The organism is Phenylobacterium sp. (assembly GCF_035569475.1).
In the GTDB taxonomy this organism is placed as follows: Bacteria; Pseudomonadota; Alphaproteobacteria; order Caulobacterales; family Caulobacteraceae; genus Phenylobacterium.
The window spans coordinates 21,701-37,223 of sequence record NZ_DATMNA010000009.1 but is presented as its reverse complement, the minus strand read 5'-3'; the positions used below and the strand labels follow the sequence as shown (position 1 = coordinate 37,223).

The following is a 15,523-nucleotide window of genomic DNA, read 5'->3' as shown; positions in this document are numbered from 1 at the left end:
CTAGGTTCTGAACCCATAAAGGTTGCGGCTGAGGTCGACGCTTGATTCAAGGCTTCCGAAAGGAGCCTGGGATGGCGCGATACGATCTGAGCGAAGTGGAGTGGCGGCTGATCGAGCCCCTGCTGCCGAACAAGCCGCGCGGCGTAGCCCGCGTGGACGACCGGCGGGTGATCAACGGGATTTTCTACGTGCTGCGGACGGGCTCGCCCTGGCGCGACCTGCCGAGCCGATACGGGCCACACACCACGGTCTACAACCGCTACAACAGGTGGGCGAAGGCCGGCGTGTGGCTTCGGATTTTCGAGGCGCTGAGCGCGAAATCGCCTCAGTCGCTCCACCTGATCGACAGCTCCATCATCCGCGCCCACCAGCACGCCGCCGGTGGAAAAAAGGGGGCCCGGATCACGCCATCGGCCGTTCTCGTGGAGGACTGAGCACCAAGATCAACGCTGTCGTAGATCAAGACGGCCTGCCGATCCGGATCGTTCTGTCCGCCGGCCAGGCCTCCGACAAGGCCGCCGTCGCCGATCTGATCGAGGGCTTGCCGCCAGCACGGGCTCTCGTCGCCGACCGGGGTTACGACGCTCAGGCGATCATCGATCTGGTCCGCATCCGTGGCGGTTGCGCCCACATCCCGACCCAGAGGGATCGAAAGGTCCAGCGCTCCATCGACCCGGAGATCTACCGACAGCGAAATCTCGTCGAGCGCTACTTCTGCAAACTCAAGCACTTCCGCCGTGTCGCCACGCGCTTCGACAAGCTCGCCAGGAACTTCCTTGCCGCCGTGCTCCTCGCCTCAACTCGACTCTGGCTCAGAGCTTATGAGTCCACGACCTAGCCCACACGCCGCTGATCGCCGCCCTATCCCTCCGCGATCCGCGCCACGCGCGGTTCAGCCTGGGGGATCAGCACCGGCATCCTGACGGTCACCGTGGTGCCTTCGCCGAGCGTGCTTTCCAGAGTCATCTCGCCGCCGTGCAGGCGCGCGAAGGCGCGCACCAGCGACAGGCCGAGCCCCGCGCCCGCCTGCTTCTGCTCCGCGCCGCCCGCCTGCTCGTAGGGCCGGCCGAGCCGCGCCAGGTCGTCCGCCGAGATGCCGACGCCGGTGTCGGTGACGGAGATCTCCAGCACCTCGCCGTCGGGCCGCGCCGAGACCGTCACCGAGCCGCCCCGGGGCGTGAACTTCAGCGCGTTGGAGATCAGGTTGAAGGCGATCTGCTTGATCGCCCGGCGGTCGGCTTCCGCCTCCAGCGACCCGGGCGCCAGCTCGCCCTTCAGGCTGATGCCCGCCCGGTCCGCCTGGCCGCGCATGAGGCGCAGCACCGCGGCGATCGCGTCGCGGGCGTCGAAGTCCTCGCGCGCCAGCTCGAACCGCTCGGCCTCGATCTTCGACATGTCGAGCACGTCGTTGATCAGCTCCAGCAGGTGGGCCCCGCTCTCGTGGATCAGGTCGGCGTATTCGGCGTAGCGGTCCGACATCGGCCCGAACAGCCGCTGCCGCATGATGTCGGAGAAGCCCATGATGGCGTTCAGCGGCGTGCGCAGCTCGTGGCTCATATTGGCCAGGAACCGCGACTTGCCGGCGTTCTGCTGCTCGGCGACCAGCCGGGCCTCCTCCAGCTCGGCCTCGCGGCGGCGCTGGGCGCGCGCGTCGCGCAGGGCGGCCACCAGGCGCGAGCCGGTCATCCGCCGCACCGTCAGCACGCACCAGCCCTGGGCGTCGTGGGCGGGGACGAAGGCGACGTCGGCCGAGCCCTCGGCGGCGGCGCGCATCAGGGCCTGCTCGACGCCCGCGCGGTCTTCGGCGCCCACGAGTTCGGCCAGATTGCGCCCCGGCATGTCGCGCGTCTCGAGGCCGATCGGGGCCTCGCCGAAGGCTTCCAGGATCCGCCCGCCGGAATAGAGCGACATCAGGAGCTGCGGCTGGTGGTCCAGGGCCTCGCGCAGCGACAGCTCCGTATCGCGGGCCCGGGCGCCCTCGCCGCGCACCTTGCCCTGCAGCGCCACCAGGCCCGCCGCGAAGCCCAGGCCCGTCGCACCCAGCGCCAACAGGCTCAGCCAGGCGGCCAGGGGCTCGGGGATCCTCGGCAGCAGGACGAAGGCGCCGCCCATCGCCGCCACCGCGGCCGCGGCCACGCCGGCCGCCGCGCCCAGGCCCAGCAGTCTCGGCCGCCCGAACGCCGCGCCCGCCGCCAGCGGGGCCAGGCACCAGACGGCCATCGGCCCGCCGGTCCCGCCCGTCAGCAGGCAGGCGGCCGCTCCGGCCACGGCCCAGGCCAGAACCGCCGTCGCCGCGCCGCCCTCGCCGCCCACCTCGGCCAGGAACGCCCCCGCGAGGCCGGCCGCGCCCATCGCCCCCAACGCCGCCAGCGCCGCGGCCGGCGCGTCGCCACGCAACGCCAGCGTCCCGGCCGCCGCGGCCAGGGCCAGCACCCAGGCCAGGTGCCAGCTCACGGCGAAGCGCCGCCCCGCCTGAGCCGTCGCGCGCCCGCGCGGCCGTCTTTTGGGACTGGTCAGCGTCAAACCTGGGTCATCTTTGCGCCGGACATCATCCGCCAGCTTAGCGTCCCAGGTGAGTCCCCCCAAGGCCGCTCTCCTTTGACGCGATCCCGCCTTCGCGCGGTGGGGGCGTGGGAGAAAGGAAATCGTAAGCGCGCAGGGGGCAGGATCAGGCGACCTGGAACGAGGGCGCCTTAGCCTCAGATGCCGTCAGCGCCCGACCCCGCCGCCGCGCCCGCACCGCCGACGCCGCCTCCGCGGAGGCGCCGCCGCGCCGCCACGGCGCTCGAGGCGCAGAAGCACGCCTTCCTGCGCCTGGTGAGCCACGAGCTGCGCACGCCGCTCAACTCGATCCTCGGCTTCTCCGAGATCCTCTCGGCCGAGCTCTACGGGCCCCTGGGCGCGCCGCAGTACAAGGAATACGCCGATATCATCCGCGGCAGCGGCAAGAAGCTGCTGCGCCTGGTCAACCAGGTGCTGGAGATCGGCCGGCTGGAGGGCCTGGAGCTCGACGTCGGTCCCGAGGCCCTGGAACCCGCCTTCGAGTCCGCCATCTCCTCGGCGGCCAGCGATTTCGTCCGCGGCGTCGCGCCCCGCGTCGTCGCGCATGGCGAGCTGCCCCTGGTGCTGGCCGATCCCTGGGGCCTGCGCACGGTCCTCGCCCACCTGCTGCAGAACGCCGCCATGTTCGCCCCCGATGACGGCGAGGTCAGGCTCCGCACCGAGGTCTCCCCCGGCCACGTGGACGTCTTCGTCGAGGACGATGGCGAGGGTGTCGACCCGGCCGACCTGCCGCGCCTGATGCTGCCCTTCGAGCAGGGCCAGAACGCCCTGGTCCGCCGCGTCGAGGGCGCGGGCCTCGGCCTGCCGATCTGCGAGCTCACCTGCCGGGCCATGGGCGCGCGCCTGCAGCTCACCTGCGCGCCGGGCAAGGGCCTCACCGCCCGCGTGCGCCTGAAGACCGCCGCATAGGGCCGCAGGCAGTTGCAGCCGGGGTCGCCTGCCCCTAAGTCCCGCCCATGATCGAAAACGAACTCGCCGACCTCTCTGCCGAGTTCGAGGTCCTGGGCGACTGGGAAGAGCGCTACCGCTATGTCATCGACCTGGGCAAGGACCTGGCCCCCCTGACCGACGCCGAGCGGTCCGACGCCAACAAGGTGCGCGGCTGCGCCAGCCAGGTCTGGCTGGTCAGGGAGCCCCAGGCCGACGGGACGCTGAGGTTCCGCGGCGACAGCGACGCCCACATCGTGCGCGGCCTGATCGCCATCGTCCTGCGGCTGTTCTCCGGCCGCAAGCCGTCCGAGATCCTCGCCTTCGACGCCCCCGCCGCCTTCGAGGCCCTCGGCCTCAAGGGCGCGCTCTCGCAGCAGCGCTCCAACGGCCTGGCCGCCATGGTGGCGCGCATCCGCAGCGATGCGGAACGGGCCGTGGCCTGATCCCCGGTCAGGCCGGCGCCGCGGCCGCGGCGCGTTCCGTCCGCACGACCCGGTGCAGCATCACCGCGATCGCCAGGCCGACGCCCTGCAGCGCCACGGCGAGGAGCAGCACGCCGTGGACGTTCTGGTTGCTGACGGCGAACGAGGCCAGCAGAGGGCCGAAGGCGCCGGCGAGGAGCTGGACGGCGCCGCTCTGCATTGCGGCGCGCCGGGAGGGGTCGGCCTCCACCGTCATGGGGATCAGGAACGGCCCCGCCACGAAGGCGGCCAACCCCGCGAGCCCGGTCATGGCGACGAACAGCCAGCCGGGCGCGTGGACGGCGTAGGTCGCCCAGGTGGCCACGAACACCGCCGCGCAAGCCCAGAAGACGGTGATGTAGCGGACCCGGCCCGCCGCCATCGTCGCCAGCGCGCCGCCCGCCATCTGGCAGGCCAGCCCGACCGAGATGGCCAGCCGCCCGACCGAGACGCTCAGGCCGGCCTGGCGGGCCAGCGGAACGACATAGACCGCCACGGCCATCAGCGAGGACGCCATGCACAGGGTGCCGGCCAGCGCGACCCAGCCTCGGAACGGCGGGGCCCCGGAGGTCGCGGCGCCGTCCGCGGTCGCCGCGCCCAGGCTCCGGGGAATGAAGGCCGCGACGGGCAGGGCCAGGGCGGCGGCCGCCGCCACCGTCACATAGCCGCCGTTGGCCCCGAACCGCGGCAGGATCAGCGCGGAAAGCGCCGCGGCGACCGCGAGCTGGGTCAGGCCCATGCCGGTGAACAGGATGGCGGCCCAGCGCTCCGGCGTCGCCGTGCGCGAGATGAAGCCGATGGAAATCCACAGCAGGACGCCTTCGGGCAGGCCCGCCACGGCGCGGACGATCATCACGCCCTCGCCGCTGGCCCGCGTGGTGGCGAGGTCGAGGGCGACCAGGACGACGGCGGCGAGCGCGGCGATGGCGCGCAGCCGCACCGGCCGCAGCACGATGCCCGCGACGCCGGTCACCAGGCCGGTGCTCAGCGCCTCCAGCATGGCGGAGAGGCCGATGCCGGGCGCGGAGAGGCGCCCCTCTTCCGCCAGCGTCGCCAGCAGCAGGCCCATGAGGCCCGAGATCAACAGCGCTAGCACGCCCAGCGCGATCGCCGCGGCGGCCTCGGACCGGCTGAACGGCGGCCCCGCGACCTCGTCGACCAGGTCGTCCGGCGCTCGGCCAAGCGGCGCGACGGCCGCGGCGGCGGACGAAAGCGAACGTGGCCGAGGGCTCATGGGCTGACTCCGCGCCGGCGTGGCTGCGGAGCATCGCCCTGAATTGACCACGGCGCCTAGCGCTGATCGCTCGGGTCGGCCTGGAGACGCTTGCGCCTCATCCGGGCGCCTGCCCGACAGCGCTTCCAACGGTTTGGCCGGGACGGCGCCGCGCGCCCGAGACGGCGGCGTCCGCGGCGGGGCGCGCCTTGATCCCCGTGTTCTGGAACGCCGCGATACGCCAGCCCGAGGCCCGCCTTACGAGGGTCACGGTCGGACGCGCCTCGATGACGCCGGCCAGGGCCCCGAACCCGCCTGCAATCGGGCGTGCAGGTGCGCCGTCGCCAGGTCCGGCGTCAGGAGGGCGCGCCGCCGCGTCGGCGGGCCAGTGCAGGACGACCGCGATGGCGAAGGCGACGGCCCCGGCGGCGAAGGCGACAATGCGGTTCATCTGGAGTCTTGCTCCCTCGTCAGTTTGGGATGCGCAGGGCCGCGGGCCTCAGGCCGGCGTCAGACGCGCGTGGCTGGACATCAGCGCCGCGGGGCTTTCGGCGCCCACGAACAGGCCGGCGAAGTTCAGGTATTGCGCGGCGAAATCGGGCGGCAGCACCTCCACCAGGAAGCGGCTCTCGACCCACAGTTCGATGACGCCGAAATCGCCGCCCCGGTCGCAGACGAAGCACGGCCAGCCCTCTCGCCCGGCGATCGCCTCGATCTCCGCGCGGCTGCGATCCACGCTCATCGCGAAATGGACGGCGCTCAGCGCCGGGTCCCGGCCGCTGCGCAGAAACTCGGCCCCGACCGGGCCGTTGGGCTTCAGCTCGGTGTCGGCCGGGTGGACCTCCACGGCCGTGCCGTGCCGATCGCCGGCGATGGCCATGAAGGCGCCCGGGTTCGGCGGAAACGGGATGCAGGCGCCGCCGAGCAGTTCGGCGAACACCTCGGCGACGCGTTGCGGCTCGCGCGCGGCGATGGACAGGTGATGGATCATGGGCGGTCTCGACTTTGAGGGCGGCCGGCGATCGGGGCTTGAAACCGACACCGGTCTGCTTGACACTATGTCAAGTCGCCCGTTCATACCCGTGAGCTTTACATAGTGTCAAGTACCCCGCAGACGACCCGCGCGAGAATTCTCGCCGCCACCCTTTCCCTCGTGGAGCGGGCCGAGGGCCCCATCGCCATGGGCGCCATCGCCAAGGCCGCGGGCCTGTCGCGCCAGGCGCTCTACCTGACCTTCTCGGACAAGGCGGCCCTGTTCATCGACCTGGTGCGCTACGTCGACGAGCGGCGGGGCTTGGCCGAAGAGCTGGCGAAGATCCGGGACGCGCCCACCGGGGTCGGCGGCCTGCTGGCCATGGTCGACCTCCAGGCCCGCCAGAACCCCGGCCTGAAGCCGCTGGCCGACGCGCTGGAGCTGCTCCGCCGTCAGGATCCCGCGGTCGAACGGGGTTGGCAGGACCGGCTCGACAACCGCCTGCGCGGGTGCCGCGAGATCGTCGCGCGGATCGCCGCAGAGGGCCGGCTCCGCGCAGGCCTCGACGAAGCGGTCGCGACCGATCTGGTCTGGACCATCACCTCGCTCAGGATGTGGGACGACCTGGTGGCCCAGCGCGGCTGGAGCGCCGAGGCCTATCGCGAGCGGGTGACGAGCCTGCTGCTAGCCTCCGTCGTCGAGCCGGCGAAGTAACAGGCAGCTATCCGTGGCCGTCCTCGGGCCGTCCGGATGAAGGGTGCGCGACGTTGCCTGGGCGGCTCGAGACGCGCCGCTGCGCCCACTACGCCGCCCGGATGCCGCTCTGCGCCTGGCTCATGCCGACCACGGCGTCGAAGCCCAGGATCATGTCCACGCGCTCGCCGTCGGAGGCCAGCGGCAGGCGCAGCCACAGGATCGACAGGTGCGAGGCGCCGCGCCAGGCCAGGTTGTGGACGCCCACCGCCGGCCGCCCCTCGGCCGCCACCTTGCCGAGTTCGACGCGCCAGTAGTCGGCCGCGGCGCTGTTGTAGATCTCGCCCAGCCGCTTGCCGGTGATCTCGCGCCCGTAGACGCCGTAGAGCCCCGTCCCGGCCAGCCGCATGCGGAATTCCGGCGGCGCCTCGGCCCTGGGCTCGTGCACCACGTCGATCAGGCTGACGGTGGGCAACAGGCGCTTGATCGGCGCCGGGTCCAGGTGCGCCCGTCCGGGCAGCCGCGCCCCCTCCCGGAGGGACGCCCAATAGGCGAAGAGTTCCTCGTGCGCGCGTACTGCCGCACCGGGAGCCCCGACCTGCGCCGCCATCTGCAGATGCCCCAGCAACCAGTTGGATTCTCAACGAATCAACTATCGCCGATCAGGCGAATCGGCGGCAAGCGGAAAAGGGTTAACGCGGTGCGAATTTGCAGGCCTGAGTCCAAATGGAAACGCCCGCCGAAGCCGGCGGGCGTCCCCAAAACCTCAAGCCCTTCGGCCTCGAAGCGCGCTCAGCGCTTCTTGCGCGGCGCCTGGCGGCCGCCCTGGCCCAGGCCCATCTGCTTGGCCAGGTCCGAACGCGCCTTGGCGTAGTTCGGGGCGACCATCGGATAGTCCTTCGGCAGGCCCCACTTGGCGCGGTATTCCTCGGGGCTCATGTTGTACTTGGTGCGCAGGTGCCGCTTCAGCGACTTGAACTTGCGTCCGTCTTCCAGGCACACCAGGAAGTCCGGAGTGATCGAGCGGCGGATCGGCACCGCGGGTTCCTTCGGCGTGGCTTCCGCCGTCTCCGCGCCCGACGAAATGCCCGACAGGGCCCGGTGCACGCTCTGGATCAATGCGGGCAGGTCAGCCGCGGTCACGGAATTGTTGCCCACGTAAGCGGAGACAATATCCGCCGTCATCTCGATGACTTCCGACTTCTCATCCATTCTTGTTTTCCATAGGAAGCGCGGCGCTCGCGGCCGCTGAAGTGATTCACAACATCAGTAGCGGCGTCATTATAGCGAACTTTTCCACCGCACAAGCATAGAAACCGGTGTGTTTTCATCGTAACGCCGGAATTTTGCAGTGCGAAACAGGCAATCGGGATCAAAGAACCGATGTGATCGAGTAAGCGCCCGTCACTCTACCTAGCCGCGTCCCGCATTGGCCGGTGGAAATCCCGCGTTCAGCGAAAGTCCGGCGCCTGCCATTGGGTCCAGATGTCCGGCAGATCGCTGGAGACCCGGTCCGGGAACGCCGCCGGGCGCTTTTCCAGGAACGAGGTCACCCCCTCGCGCGCGTCGCCGGACCTGCCCCGGGCCTGGATGCCGCGGCTGTCGGCGCGGTGGGCCTCCATCGGGTGCGCCGCGCCGGCCATCCGCCAGATCAGTTGCCGGGTGAGCGCCACAGACACCGGCGCCGTGTTGTCGACGATCTCGCGCGCCAGGGCCTTGGCGGCGGGCAGCAGGTCCTCCGGAGCGTGCAGGGAACGCACCAGGCCGCGGTCGAACGCCTCCTGCGCCGGGAAGATGCGGCCCGTGTAGCACCACTCCAGCGCCGTCTGGACGCCCACCAGGTGCGGCAGGAACCAGGAGGACGCCGCCTCGGGATTGAGCCCGCGCCGCGCGAAGACGAAGCCATAGCGCGCCTCGGTCGAGGCCAGGCGGATGTCCATGGCCAGTTGCATGGTCGCGCCCACGCCGACCGCGGCCCCGTTCACCGCCGCGATCACGGGCTTCAGGCTCTCGAAGATGCGCAGCGTCAGCAGCCCGCCGCCGTCGCGCTGGGCGCCCTCCCGCGTCCGCGCCGCCATGGCCTCGCCGCCGCGGGCCTCGTAGTCGAAGGTCTGGGCTCCGGCCGACAGGTCCGCGCCGGCGCAGAACGCCCGCCCCGCGCCGGTGACGATCACGCAGCGCACCGCGTCGTCGCGGTCGGTCTCGTCGAACACCGCGATCAGGTCGTTCATCATCCGGGTGTTGAAGGCGTTCAGCTTCTCCGGCCGGTTCAGCGTCACCAGGGCGACGCCGTCCTCGACGGCATAGAGCAGGGTTTCAAACGTCGGCGCGGCCATCTCATACTCCCGTTTTTCCGGTCCATGCCGACCGCTTGACGGACCGTAGGTCAAGGCCCGCAATAGCGCTGAACCAAGATAAGTCGGCGGCCCGCGTCGCGTGGGACCGCCTTCGGGAGCGAGACCATGCATCCGGCGCACCACGCCAAGACCCATCCCGGCAAGGCCGCCTACGTCATGGCCTACTCCGGCGAGACGGTGACCTACGCCGAGCTCGACGCCCGCTCCAACCAGGGCGCGCACCTGTTCCGCCAACTGGGCCTGCGGGCCGGGGACGCCGTCGCCCTCTTCCTCGACAATCACCCGCGCTACTACGAGATCCTCTGGGCCGCCCAGCGGAGCGGCCTTCGCTTCACCTGCCTGTCGTCCAAGCTGACCGCCGGCGAGGTCGAGTACATCGTGCGGGACTGCGAGGCGAAGGTGTTCATCGCCTCGGCGGCGCTCTCCGAGGCAGCTCTGCAGGTCGCGCCCCTGATCGCCGGCGTGCAGCTGTTCATGGTGGGCGGCGAGGCTCAGGGCTACCCCGGCTTCGAGGACGCCCGGGCCGCCATGCCGGCCACGCCGATCGCCGACGAGAGCGCCGGGAGCGCCATGCTCTATTCCTCCGGGACGACCGGCCGTCCGAAGGGCGTCAAGCGCATGGCCGCCGTGGACCCCGCCATCGACGCGCCCAACGCGCTCGCCAACCTCGGCCAGGCGCTCTACGGCTGGACCGGCGACACCGTCTATCTTTCGCCCGCGCCGCTCTACCACGCCGCCCCGCTGGGCTGGTCCATGGCGGTGCAGGCGCTGGGCGGCACGGTGATCCTGATGGAGCGCTTCGACGCCGAGGACGCCCTGCGCTTCATCGAGCAGTACAAGGTCACCTCGGCCCAATGGGTGCCGACCCACTTCGTGCGCATGCTGAAGCTGCCGGAGGAGGTCCGCACCCGCTACGACCTCTCCTCGCTGACCGCGGTGTTCCACGCCGCCGCTCCCTGCCCGGTGCCGGTCAAGGAGCAGATGATCGCCTGGTGGGGCCCGATCGTGCACGAGTACTACGCCGGCACCGAGGGCAACGGCTTCTGCATCATCAACGCGACGGAGTGGCTGGCCCACAAGGGCTCGGTCGGCCGTGGCCTGACCGCGGCGGTGAAGATCTGCGACGAGGACGGCGAGCCCCTGCCGCCCCGCGCGGAGGGCCTGGTCTATTTCGAGGGCGGCGGCCAGTTCGAATACCACGGCGACCCGGCCAAGACCGCCGAGAGCCGCAACAAGTACGGCTGGACGACGCTCGGCGACGTGGGTTGGCTTGACGAGGAAGGCTACCTCTACCTCACTGACCGCAAGAGCTTCATGATCATTTCCGGCGGGGTGAACATCTATCCGCAGGAGCTCGAGAACGTCCTCATCGGCCATCCGAAGGTCGCCGACGCCGCCGTGGTCGGCGCCCCGGACGACGAGATGGGCGAGAAGGTCGTGGCGGTGGTCCAGCCCATGGACTGGGCCGACGCCGGCGAAGAGCTGCGCGCCGAGCTGATGGCCTACGCGCGGGCGCATCTCAGCCACGTGAAATCGCCCCGCGTCATCGACTTCATGGCCGAGCTGCCTCGCCACGCCACCGGCAAGCTCTACAAGCGCCTGATCCGCGACGCCTACTGGGCCAAGGACGGCGCACGGATCGCCTAGCGGCCTTGCCTTCCCCATTCATGGGGAAGGGGGACCGCTCGCAGCAGAGCGAGTGGTGGGCAGAGCGAGTGGTGGAAGGGGCAAACCTCAAGCTCGGCGCGATGTCTCGCCCTCCCCCGCTTCGCAGGGGAGGCAGGGGCTGCTAGTGGTCAAACAACAGTTTCAATCAAGAGGAAGCACAGAATGAACCCGGTGGAGATCAAGGACCTGGCCGGCCTGGTGGGCACGGAGGTGGGCGTTTCGGACTGGCTGCTGGTCGACCAGGACCGGGTCAACAAGTTCGCCGACGCCACCGGCGACCATCAGTGGATCCACGTCGACGTCGAGCGGGCCACCCGCGAGATCGGCGGCCCGATCGCCCACGGCTACCTGACGCTCTCGCTGATCCCGTTCCTGGGCCAGGGCATGCTGCCGGTGAAGGGCGTCAGCCGCGGCATCAACTACGGCTCCGACAAGGTGCGCTTCATCAACATGGTCAGGGTCGGCAAGCGCGTGCGCATGCGCCAGAAGCTGATCGGCGCCGAGCCCAAGGCCGGCGGCATGCAGTTGAAGAACGAATGCACCATCGAGATCGAGGGCGAGGAAAAGCCTGCCTGCATCGCCGAGACGATCTCGATCATCTACGCGGGGTAGCCGCGGCGCGGAACCCGGCTCTTCCCCCGTAGCGGCAGCGTGCGGGGGAGGTTTTTGACGCCTACTCCGGCCGGGCGGCCTCTTCCGCGGACGCCGCCTTGGCGCCGGAGATGGCGCCCTCGTTTGCGGCGACGTCGGTAACCGGGGCGTTGGGGTCCCGGATCAGGCCGATGGTCTCGCGGATGAACCGGGCGTTGGTGACGATGCCGATGTCCAGCCGCTCGCTGTTCAGCTCCACCTGCTGGGTGAGCAGGCCGGCGATGAACTCCACGTCTTGGCCGCCCTGGCCGTTGGCGTCCATCGCATGCCGCGCCGGGCCGCTCATGAACACCGGCCCGCCGGAGTTGCCGGGGAAGACCGAGAAGTCGAGCAGGAAGGTCGGGAAGATCTTGGCCGGGGCGATCGGATAGGACGCCACGCGCCCGGCCCGCAGGATCGGGAAGCCCGCCGAATTGGCCGCCAGGCCGCGCGGGAAGCCCAGGGTCATCATCTGGTCGCCCGCGCCCACCTGGTACTTGGAGAAGGTGTCGTCGGCCGCCAGGTAGTCCTCGGGGATCGCCGCCTTGGCGAAGGCCTCGGGCGCGGTGATGGGGATCGCCGCCACGTCGCGCGACGGATGGTGGGTCCACAGCGCGTGGCCCTGTGCGTCCCGGATCTTCAGCGACTGGGGCGAATAGCTCCAGCTTCCGTCGGGGTTGGCGATGCGGTAGCCGACCCGCGCATTGGCGCCCGGCATCTTGTCGAAGACGTGGTTGGCGGTGACCAGGATGGTGTGCGGCCGTCCGTCCGGCGTGATCTCGGTGATCAGGAAGCCCGTGCCGACGGTCCGCGTGCCGTCGCCGAGCGGCTGCTCGAGCTGGACGGTTGCTTGCATCAACTGTGCGGACAGATCCATGACCATGGGAGACGATCCCCGAACTCTCTGGAAACCCTTCGCGTCTGACGCGCGATCTCGATGGGTTGATAGTGAATCACTCCGAGGTTTCCACCAAGCTAAGACCGCGCCGCACTGCCCGCGCCCAAACGACGCGCGGTTGCTATGCGGGATTCGAGGCGCCCATGGCTTGAGGGCGGGCGCCGGCCGGGGCATCTAGCGCCCATGAGCCAGCCCGCGCCGCCTGTCGCCCGCAAAATCCCCAAGCGCATCGAACAGCTCGGCCGCGTCCGCGTCGACGACTACGCCTGGATGAAGGACGACAACTGGCAGCAGGTGCTGCGCGACCCCAAGGCCCTGCGCGCCGACGTGCGCGAGCACCTGGACGCCGAGAACGCCTACGTGAAGGCCCTGCTGGCCCCCACCGAGGCCCTGCAGGCCCAGATGTTCGCGGAGATGAAGGGGCGCATCAAGGAGGACGACTCCTCCGTCCCCTCGCCCGACGGCCCGTGGGACTACTACGTCCGCTACGAACTGGGCGCCCAGCATCCGGTCCACGCGCGCCGCCCGCGGGGCCAGGCCGACGGCGAGCAGGTGCTGCTGGACGAGGAGGCGCTCTCCAAGGGCAAGCCCTTCTTCCAGGTGGGCGCCGCCGCGCACAGCCCCGACCACGCCCTCTACGCCTGGGCCGCCGACGAGCAGGGCTCGGAGTACTACACGATCCGGGTCATGGACCTGGCCACCGGCGAGACCCTCGGGACGCCTGCCGAGAGCGCCTATGGGTCGCTGGTCTTCTCGCCGGACAGCCGGTGGCTGTTCTGGATCTGGCGCGACGAGAACGCCCGGCCCGCCAAGGTCTTCCGCCGCCCGGCCCGCGGCGGCCCCGACGTCCTGGTCTACGAGGAAGCCGACGACGGCATGTTCCTGGGGTTGGGCGTCACCTCCGACGACAGCCACATCGTCATCGGAGTCGGCAACCAGGAGACCACCGAGTCCTGGATCATCCCCGCCGCCGATTCGACCGCCGCGCCGGTGGTCGTCGAGCCACGGCAGGTGGGCGTGAAATACACCCCCGACCACTGGACCGACCGCTGGGTGATCCACACCAACGCCGACGGGGCCATCGACTTCAAGCTGGCGACCAGCGACGCGGCGATCCCCGCCAGGGCCTCCTGGCGCGACTGGATCGCCCACCAGCGCGGCCGCTACATCACCGGCTTCGCCGCCTACGCGGGCCACCTGGTCCGCGCCGAGCGGGTGGACGCCCTGGACCGGCTGGTGGTCACCACCCGCCCAGACGCCGCGCAGGGGACCGGCGCGCAAGGCGCCGCCGAGCACGAGATCGCCTTCGAGGAAGAGGCCTACGCCCTGCACCTGGAAGACGGCTACGAGTACGACACCACCACGACCCGCTTCGTCTACCAGTCGCCGACCACGCCGCGGCAGACCTACGACTACGACCTCGCCACCCGCGAACGGACCCTGCGCAAGACCCAGGAGATTCCCTCGGGCCACGATCCCGCCCGCTATGTGGCGCGCCGCCTCTATGCACCGGCCCCCGACGGCGAGCAGGTCCCGATCACCGTCCTGATGCTGAAGGACACGCCCCGCGACGGCTCCGCACCCCTGCTGCTCTACGGCTACGGCGCCTACGGCATCGCCATGGAGCCCAGCTTCTCGATCCGCAATCTCAGCCTGGTGGACCGCGGCTGGATCTGGGCCACCGCCCACGTCCGCGGCGGCTCCGACAAGGGCTGGGGCTGGTTCCTGGACGGGCGCAAGGAAAAGAAGCCGAACAGCTTCACCGACTTCATCGCCAGCGCCGAACACCTGATCGGGGCCGGCTACGCCGCGAAAGGCCGGATCGCGGCCTACGGCGGCTCGGCCGGCGGGATGCTGATGGGAGCCATCGCCAACCTGCGGCCCGAACTCTGGGGCGCGATCGTCGCCGCCGTGCCCTTCGTCGACGTGCTCAACACCATGAGCGACACCACCCTGCCGCTCACCCCGCCGGAGTGGCCCGAGTGGGGCAACCCGCTGGAGGACGCCGAGGCCTACGACCGCATCGCCGCCTACAGCCCCTACGACCAGGTCTCCGCCAAGGCCTATCCGCCGGTCCTGGCCACCGGCGGCCTCTCCGATCCGCGCGTCACCTACTGGGAACCGGAGAAGTGGATCGCCAAGCTGCGTGAATTCTCGGCGGGCGACGCGCCGATGCTGCTCAAGATCAACATGGAGGCCGGCCACGGCGGCGCGTCCGGCCGGTTCGACTTCCTCAAGGAGATCGCCCTCGACTACGCCTTCGCCGTCTGGGCGCTGGAGAAGGGCTGGGAAAAGGCATGATCGTCCGCGACGCCACCGAGGCCGACGCCCAGGCCTTGGCCGCCATCTACGGCGACGCCGTGCTGCACGGCTTCGGCACCTTCGAGGAGGAGCCCCCGACGGCCGCCGACATGGACGCCCGTCGCCGCGCCGTGCAGGCCCAGGGCCTGCCCTACCTGGTGGCCGAAGAGGACGGACAGGTGCTGGGCTTCGCCTACGCCGGCCCGTTTCGACCCCGCGCCGCCTACCGCTACACCCTGGAGGACAGCGTCTATGTCTCGCCCGACGCCAAGGGCAAAGGCGTCGGGCGCGCGGTTCTCGCCGCTGTCATCGCCGCCTGCGAGGCTCTCGGCATCCGCCAACTGATGGCGGTGATCGGCGACAGCGAAAACGCGGGCTCCATCGGCCTGCACCGATCCCTCGGCTTCGAGCAGACCGGGGTCGGCCGCAGCGTCGGCTTCAAGCACGGCCGCTGGGTCGACATCGTCCACATGCAGAAGCCGCTGAACGGCGGCGACACCCTGGCCCCCGACGGCGGCGGCGTGACCCTGACCGGTCACTAGGAGGTCCGGCCGGCCTCAGGCCCTGCGACGTCGGCTGGCGATCAGCTTCAGCCAGGGCGCCGAATGGAAGGCGCTCATCAGCAGGTACATCGGGATCATCCCGCCCAGCGACGACGCCCCCGGGGCGGGCGCGCAGATCATCGCCGCCTGCCCGCCGCCGAGGCCGGCCGTCGGCCGCGCCATGACTGCGAAGCTCGGCGCGGCCGCGAGGCCCAGCCAGTCGGCCTCCACCGAATGCCCTCAGAAGGTGTGGGAGAATTTTCCGATTACCTCTGGTTGACAGTATCGAGGTCGA

17 protein-coding genes are annotated in these 15,523 nt (G+C 70.6%); 8 read left to right on the top strand and 9 right to left on the bottom strand.

Annotated elements, in window-relative coordinates; all coding sequences use genetic code 11:
- Positions 1-71: 71 nt before the first annotated feature.
- Positions 72-838 (top strand): IS5 family transposase gene (locus VNW53_RS01210; RefSeq protein ID WP_325553053.1). Its coding sequence is split into 2 segments (ribosomal slippage): positions 72-396 and positions 396-838, totalling 768 coding nucleotides; the frame shifts between segments, so codons are not numbered across the junction.
- A 23-nt stretch (positions 839-861) separates the two neighbouring features.
- Here VNW53_RS01210 and VNW53_RS01205 read toward each other — a convergent pair.
- Positions 862-2,454, bottom strand: a complete 1,593-nt coding sequence (locus VNW53_RS01205; RefSeq protein WP_325553051.1) for a HAMP domain-containing sensor histidine kinase — start codon at positions 2,452-2,454, stop codon at positions 862-864.
- Between the two features lie 249 nt (positions 2,455-2,703).
- Here VNW53_RS01205 and VNW53_RS01200 point away from each other — a divergent pair, with 249 nt between their 5' ends.
- The gene (locus VNW53_RS01200; RefSeq protein ID WP_325553050.1) at positions 2,704-3,471 is read left to right on the top strand and encodes a HAMP domain-containing sensor histidine kinase; all 768 of its coding nucleotides are present in this window, start codon (positions 2,704-2,706) and stop codon (positions 3,469-3,471) included.
- Between the two features lie 47 nt (positions 3,472-3,518).
- Positions 3,519-3,935, top strand: a complete 417-nt coding sequence (locus tag VNW53_RS01195; protein ID WP_325553048.1) for a SufE family protein — start codon at positions 3,519-3,521, stop codon at positions 3,933-3,935.
- A gap of 7 nt (positions 3,936-3,942) precedes the next feature.
- Here the strand turns inward: VNW53_RS01195 and VNW53_RS01190 are convergent, their stop codons facing one another.
- From VNW53_RS01190 to VNW53_RS01180, 3 genes are all read right to left on the bottom strand, one after another.
- Complete coding sequence (locus VNW53_RS01190) at positions 3,943-5,187, bottom strand: MFS transporter (RefSeq protein WP_325553047.1); 1,245 nt, start codon at positions 5,185-5,187, stop codon at positions 3,943-3,945.
- Between the two features lie 97 nt (positions 5,188-5,284).
- The gene (locus tag VNW53_RS01185) at positions 5,285-5,617 is read right to left on the bottom strand and encodes a hypothetical protein (protein WP_325553046.1); all 333 of its coding nucleotides are present in this window, start codon (positions 5,615-5,617) and stop codon (positions 5,285-5,287) included.
- Positions 5,618-5,665: 48 nt separating this feature from the next.
- On the bottom strand, positions 5,666-6,157 hold the full coding sequence (locus VNW53_RS01180; RefSeq protein ID WP_325553044.1) for a hypothetical protein: 492 nt from the start codon (positions 6,155-6,157) through the stop codon (positions 5,666-5,668).
- Positions 6,158-6,262: 105 nt separating this feature from the next.
- Between VNW53_RS01180 and VNW53_RS01175 the strand changes: the two genes are divergently transcribed.
- Positions 6,263-6,853 carry a TetR/AcrR family transcriptional regulator gene (locus VNW53_RS01175; RefSeq protein WP_325553042.1) on the top strand — a complete coding sequence of 197 codons (591 nt, stop codon included), beginning with the start codon at positions 6,263-6,265 and terminating at the stop codon, positions 6,851-6,853.
- Positions 6,854-6,941: 88 nt separating this feature from the next.
- Here VNW53_RS01175 and VNW53_RS01170 read toward each other — a convergent pair whose 3' ends face one another.
- From VNW53_RS01170 to VNW53_RS01160, 3 genes are all read right to left on the bottom strand, one after another.
- Positions 6,942-7,442: a PAS domain-containing protein gene (locus VNW53_RS01170; RefSeq protein ID WP_325553055.1), complete on the bottom strand. Its 501-nt coding sequence runs from the start codon at positions 7,440-7,442 to the stop codon at positions 6,942-6,944.
- A 182-nt stretch (positions 7,443-7,624) separates the two neighbouring features.
- On the bottom strand, positions 7,625-8,044 hold the full coding sequence (locus tag VNW53_RS01165) for a MucR family transcriptional regulator (RefSeq protein ID WP_325553041.1): 420 nt from the start codon (positions 8,042-8,044) through the stop codon (positions 7,625-7,627).
- Between the two features lie 239 nt (positions 8,045-8,283).
- Complete coding sequence (locus tag VNW53_RS01160) at positions 8,284-9,168, bottom strand: crotonase/enoyl-CoA hydratase family protein (protein WP_325553040.1); 885 nt, start codon at positions 9,166-9,168, stop codon at positions 8,284-8,286.
- Between the two features lie 126 nt (positions 9,169-9,294).
- Between VNW53_RS01160 and VNW53_RS01155 the strand changes: the two genes are divergently transcribed.
- Positions 9,295-10,836, top strand: coding sequence for an acyl-CoA synthetase (locus VNW53_RS01155; RefSeq protein ID WP_325553039.1), 1,542 nt, complete (start codon positions 9,295-9,297; stop codon positions 10,834-10,836).
- 183 nt (positions 10,837-11,019) lie between these two features.
- Positions 11,020-11,469, top strand: coding sequence for a MaoC family dehydratase (locus VNW53_RS01150; RefSeq protein WP_325553038.1), 450 nt, complete (start codon positions 11,020-11,022; stop codon positions 11,467-11,469).
- Between the two features lie 61 nt (positions 11,470-11,530).
- On the opposite strand, the gene VNW53_RS01145 is transcribed toward VNW53_RS01150, so the two are convergent.
- Positions 11,531-12,370 carry a serine protease gene (locus VNW53_RS01145; protein ID WP_325553037.1) on the bottom strand — a complete coding sequence of 280 codons (840 nt, stop codon included), beginning with the start codon at positions 12,368-12,370 and terminating at the stop codon, positions 11,531-11,533.
- Between the two features lie 198 nt (positions 12,371-12,568).
- Here VNW53_RS01145 and VNW53_RS01140 point away from each other — a divergent pair, with 198 nt between their 5' ends.
- Positions 12,569-14,686, top strand: coding sequence for a S9 family peptidase (locus tag VNW53_RS01140; RefSeq protein WP_325553036.1), 2,118 nt, complete (start codon positions 12,569-12,571; stop codon positions 14,684-14,686).
- A complete protein-coding gene (locus tag VNW53_RS01135) occupies positions 14,683-15,228 on the top strand; it encodes a GNAT family N-acetyltransferase (protein ID WP_325553035.1) in 546 nt (181 codons plus the stop codon). The genes VNW53_RS01140 and VNW53_RS01135 overlap by 4 nt, the downstream gene beginning before the upstream one ends.
- 15 nt (positions 15,229-15,243) lie before the next feature.
- On the opposite strand, the gene VNW53_RS01130 is transcribed toward VNW53_RS01135, so the two are convergent.
- Complete coding sequence (locus VNW53_RS01130) at positions 15,244-15,459, bottom strand: hypothetical protein (RefSeq protein ID WP_325553033.1); 216 nt, start codon at positions 15,457-15,459, stop codon at positions 15,244-15,246.
- Positions 15,460-15,523: the final 64 nt, after the last annotated feature.

Bases quoted from the DNA above. Each gene is read 5' to 3' on its own strand.
- VNW53_RS01200 (WP_325553050.1), top strand. From the start codon at position 2,704: ATGCCGTCAGCGCCCGACCCCGCCGCCGCGCCCGCACCGCCGACGCCG.
- VNW53_RS01195 (WP_325553048.1), top strand. From the start codon at position 3,519: ATGATCGAAAACGAACTCGCCGACCTCTCTGCCGAGTTCGAGGTCCTG.
- VNW53_RS01190 (WP_325553047.1), bottom strand. From the start codon at position 5,187: ATGAGCCCTCGGCCACGTTCGCTTTCGTCCGCCGCCGCGGCCGTCGCG.
- VNW53_RS01185 (WP_325553046.1), bottom strand. From the start codon at position 5,617: ATGAACCGCATTGTCGCCTTCGCCGCCGGGGCCGTCGCCTTCGCCATC.
- VNW53_RS01180 (WP_325553044.1), bottom strand. From the start codon at position 6,157: ATGATCCATCACCTGTCCATCGCCGCGCGCGAGCCGCAACGCGTCGCC.
- VNW53_RS01170 (WP_325553055.1), bottom strand. From the start codon at position 7,442: ATGGCGGCGCAGGTCGGGGCTCCCGGTGCGGCAGTACGCGCGCACGAG.
- VNW53_RS01165 (WP_325553041.1), bottom strand. From the start codon at position 8,044: ATGGATGAGAAGTCGGAAGTCATCGAGATGACGGCGGATATTGTCTCC.
- VNW53_RS01160 (WP_325553040.1), bottom strand. From the start codon at position 9,168: ATGGCCGCGCCGACGTTTGAAACCCTGCTCTATGCCGTCGAGGACGGC.
- VNW53_RS01155 (WP_325553039.1), top strand. From the start codon at position 9,295: ATGCATCCGGCGCACCACGCCAAGACCCATCCCGGCAAGGCCGCCTAC.
- VNW53_RS01150 (WP_325553038.1), top strand. From the start codon at position 11,020: ATGAACCCGGTGGAGATCAAGGACCTGGCCGGCCTGGTGGGCACGGAG.
- VNW53_RS01145 (WP_325553037.1), bottom strand. From the start codon at position 12,370: ATGGTCATGGATCTGTCCGCACAGTTGATGCAAGCAACCGTCCAGCTC.
- VNW53_RS01140 (WP_325553036.1), top strand. From the start codon at position 12,569: ATGAGCCAGCCCGCGCCGCCTGTCGCCCGCAAAATCCCCAAGCGCATC.
- VNW53_RS01135 (WP_325553035.1), top strand. From the start codon at position 14,683: ATGATCGTCCGCGACGCCACCGAGGCCGACGCCCAGGCCTTGGCCGCC.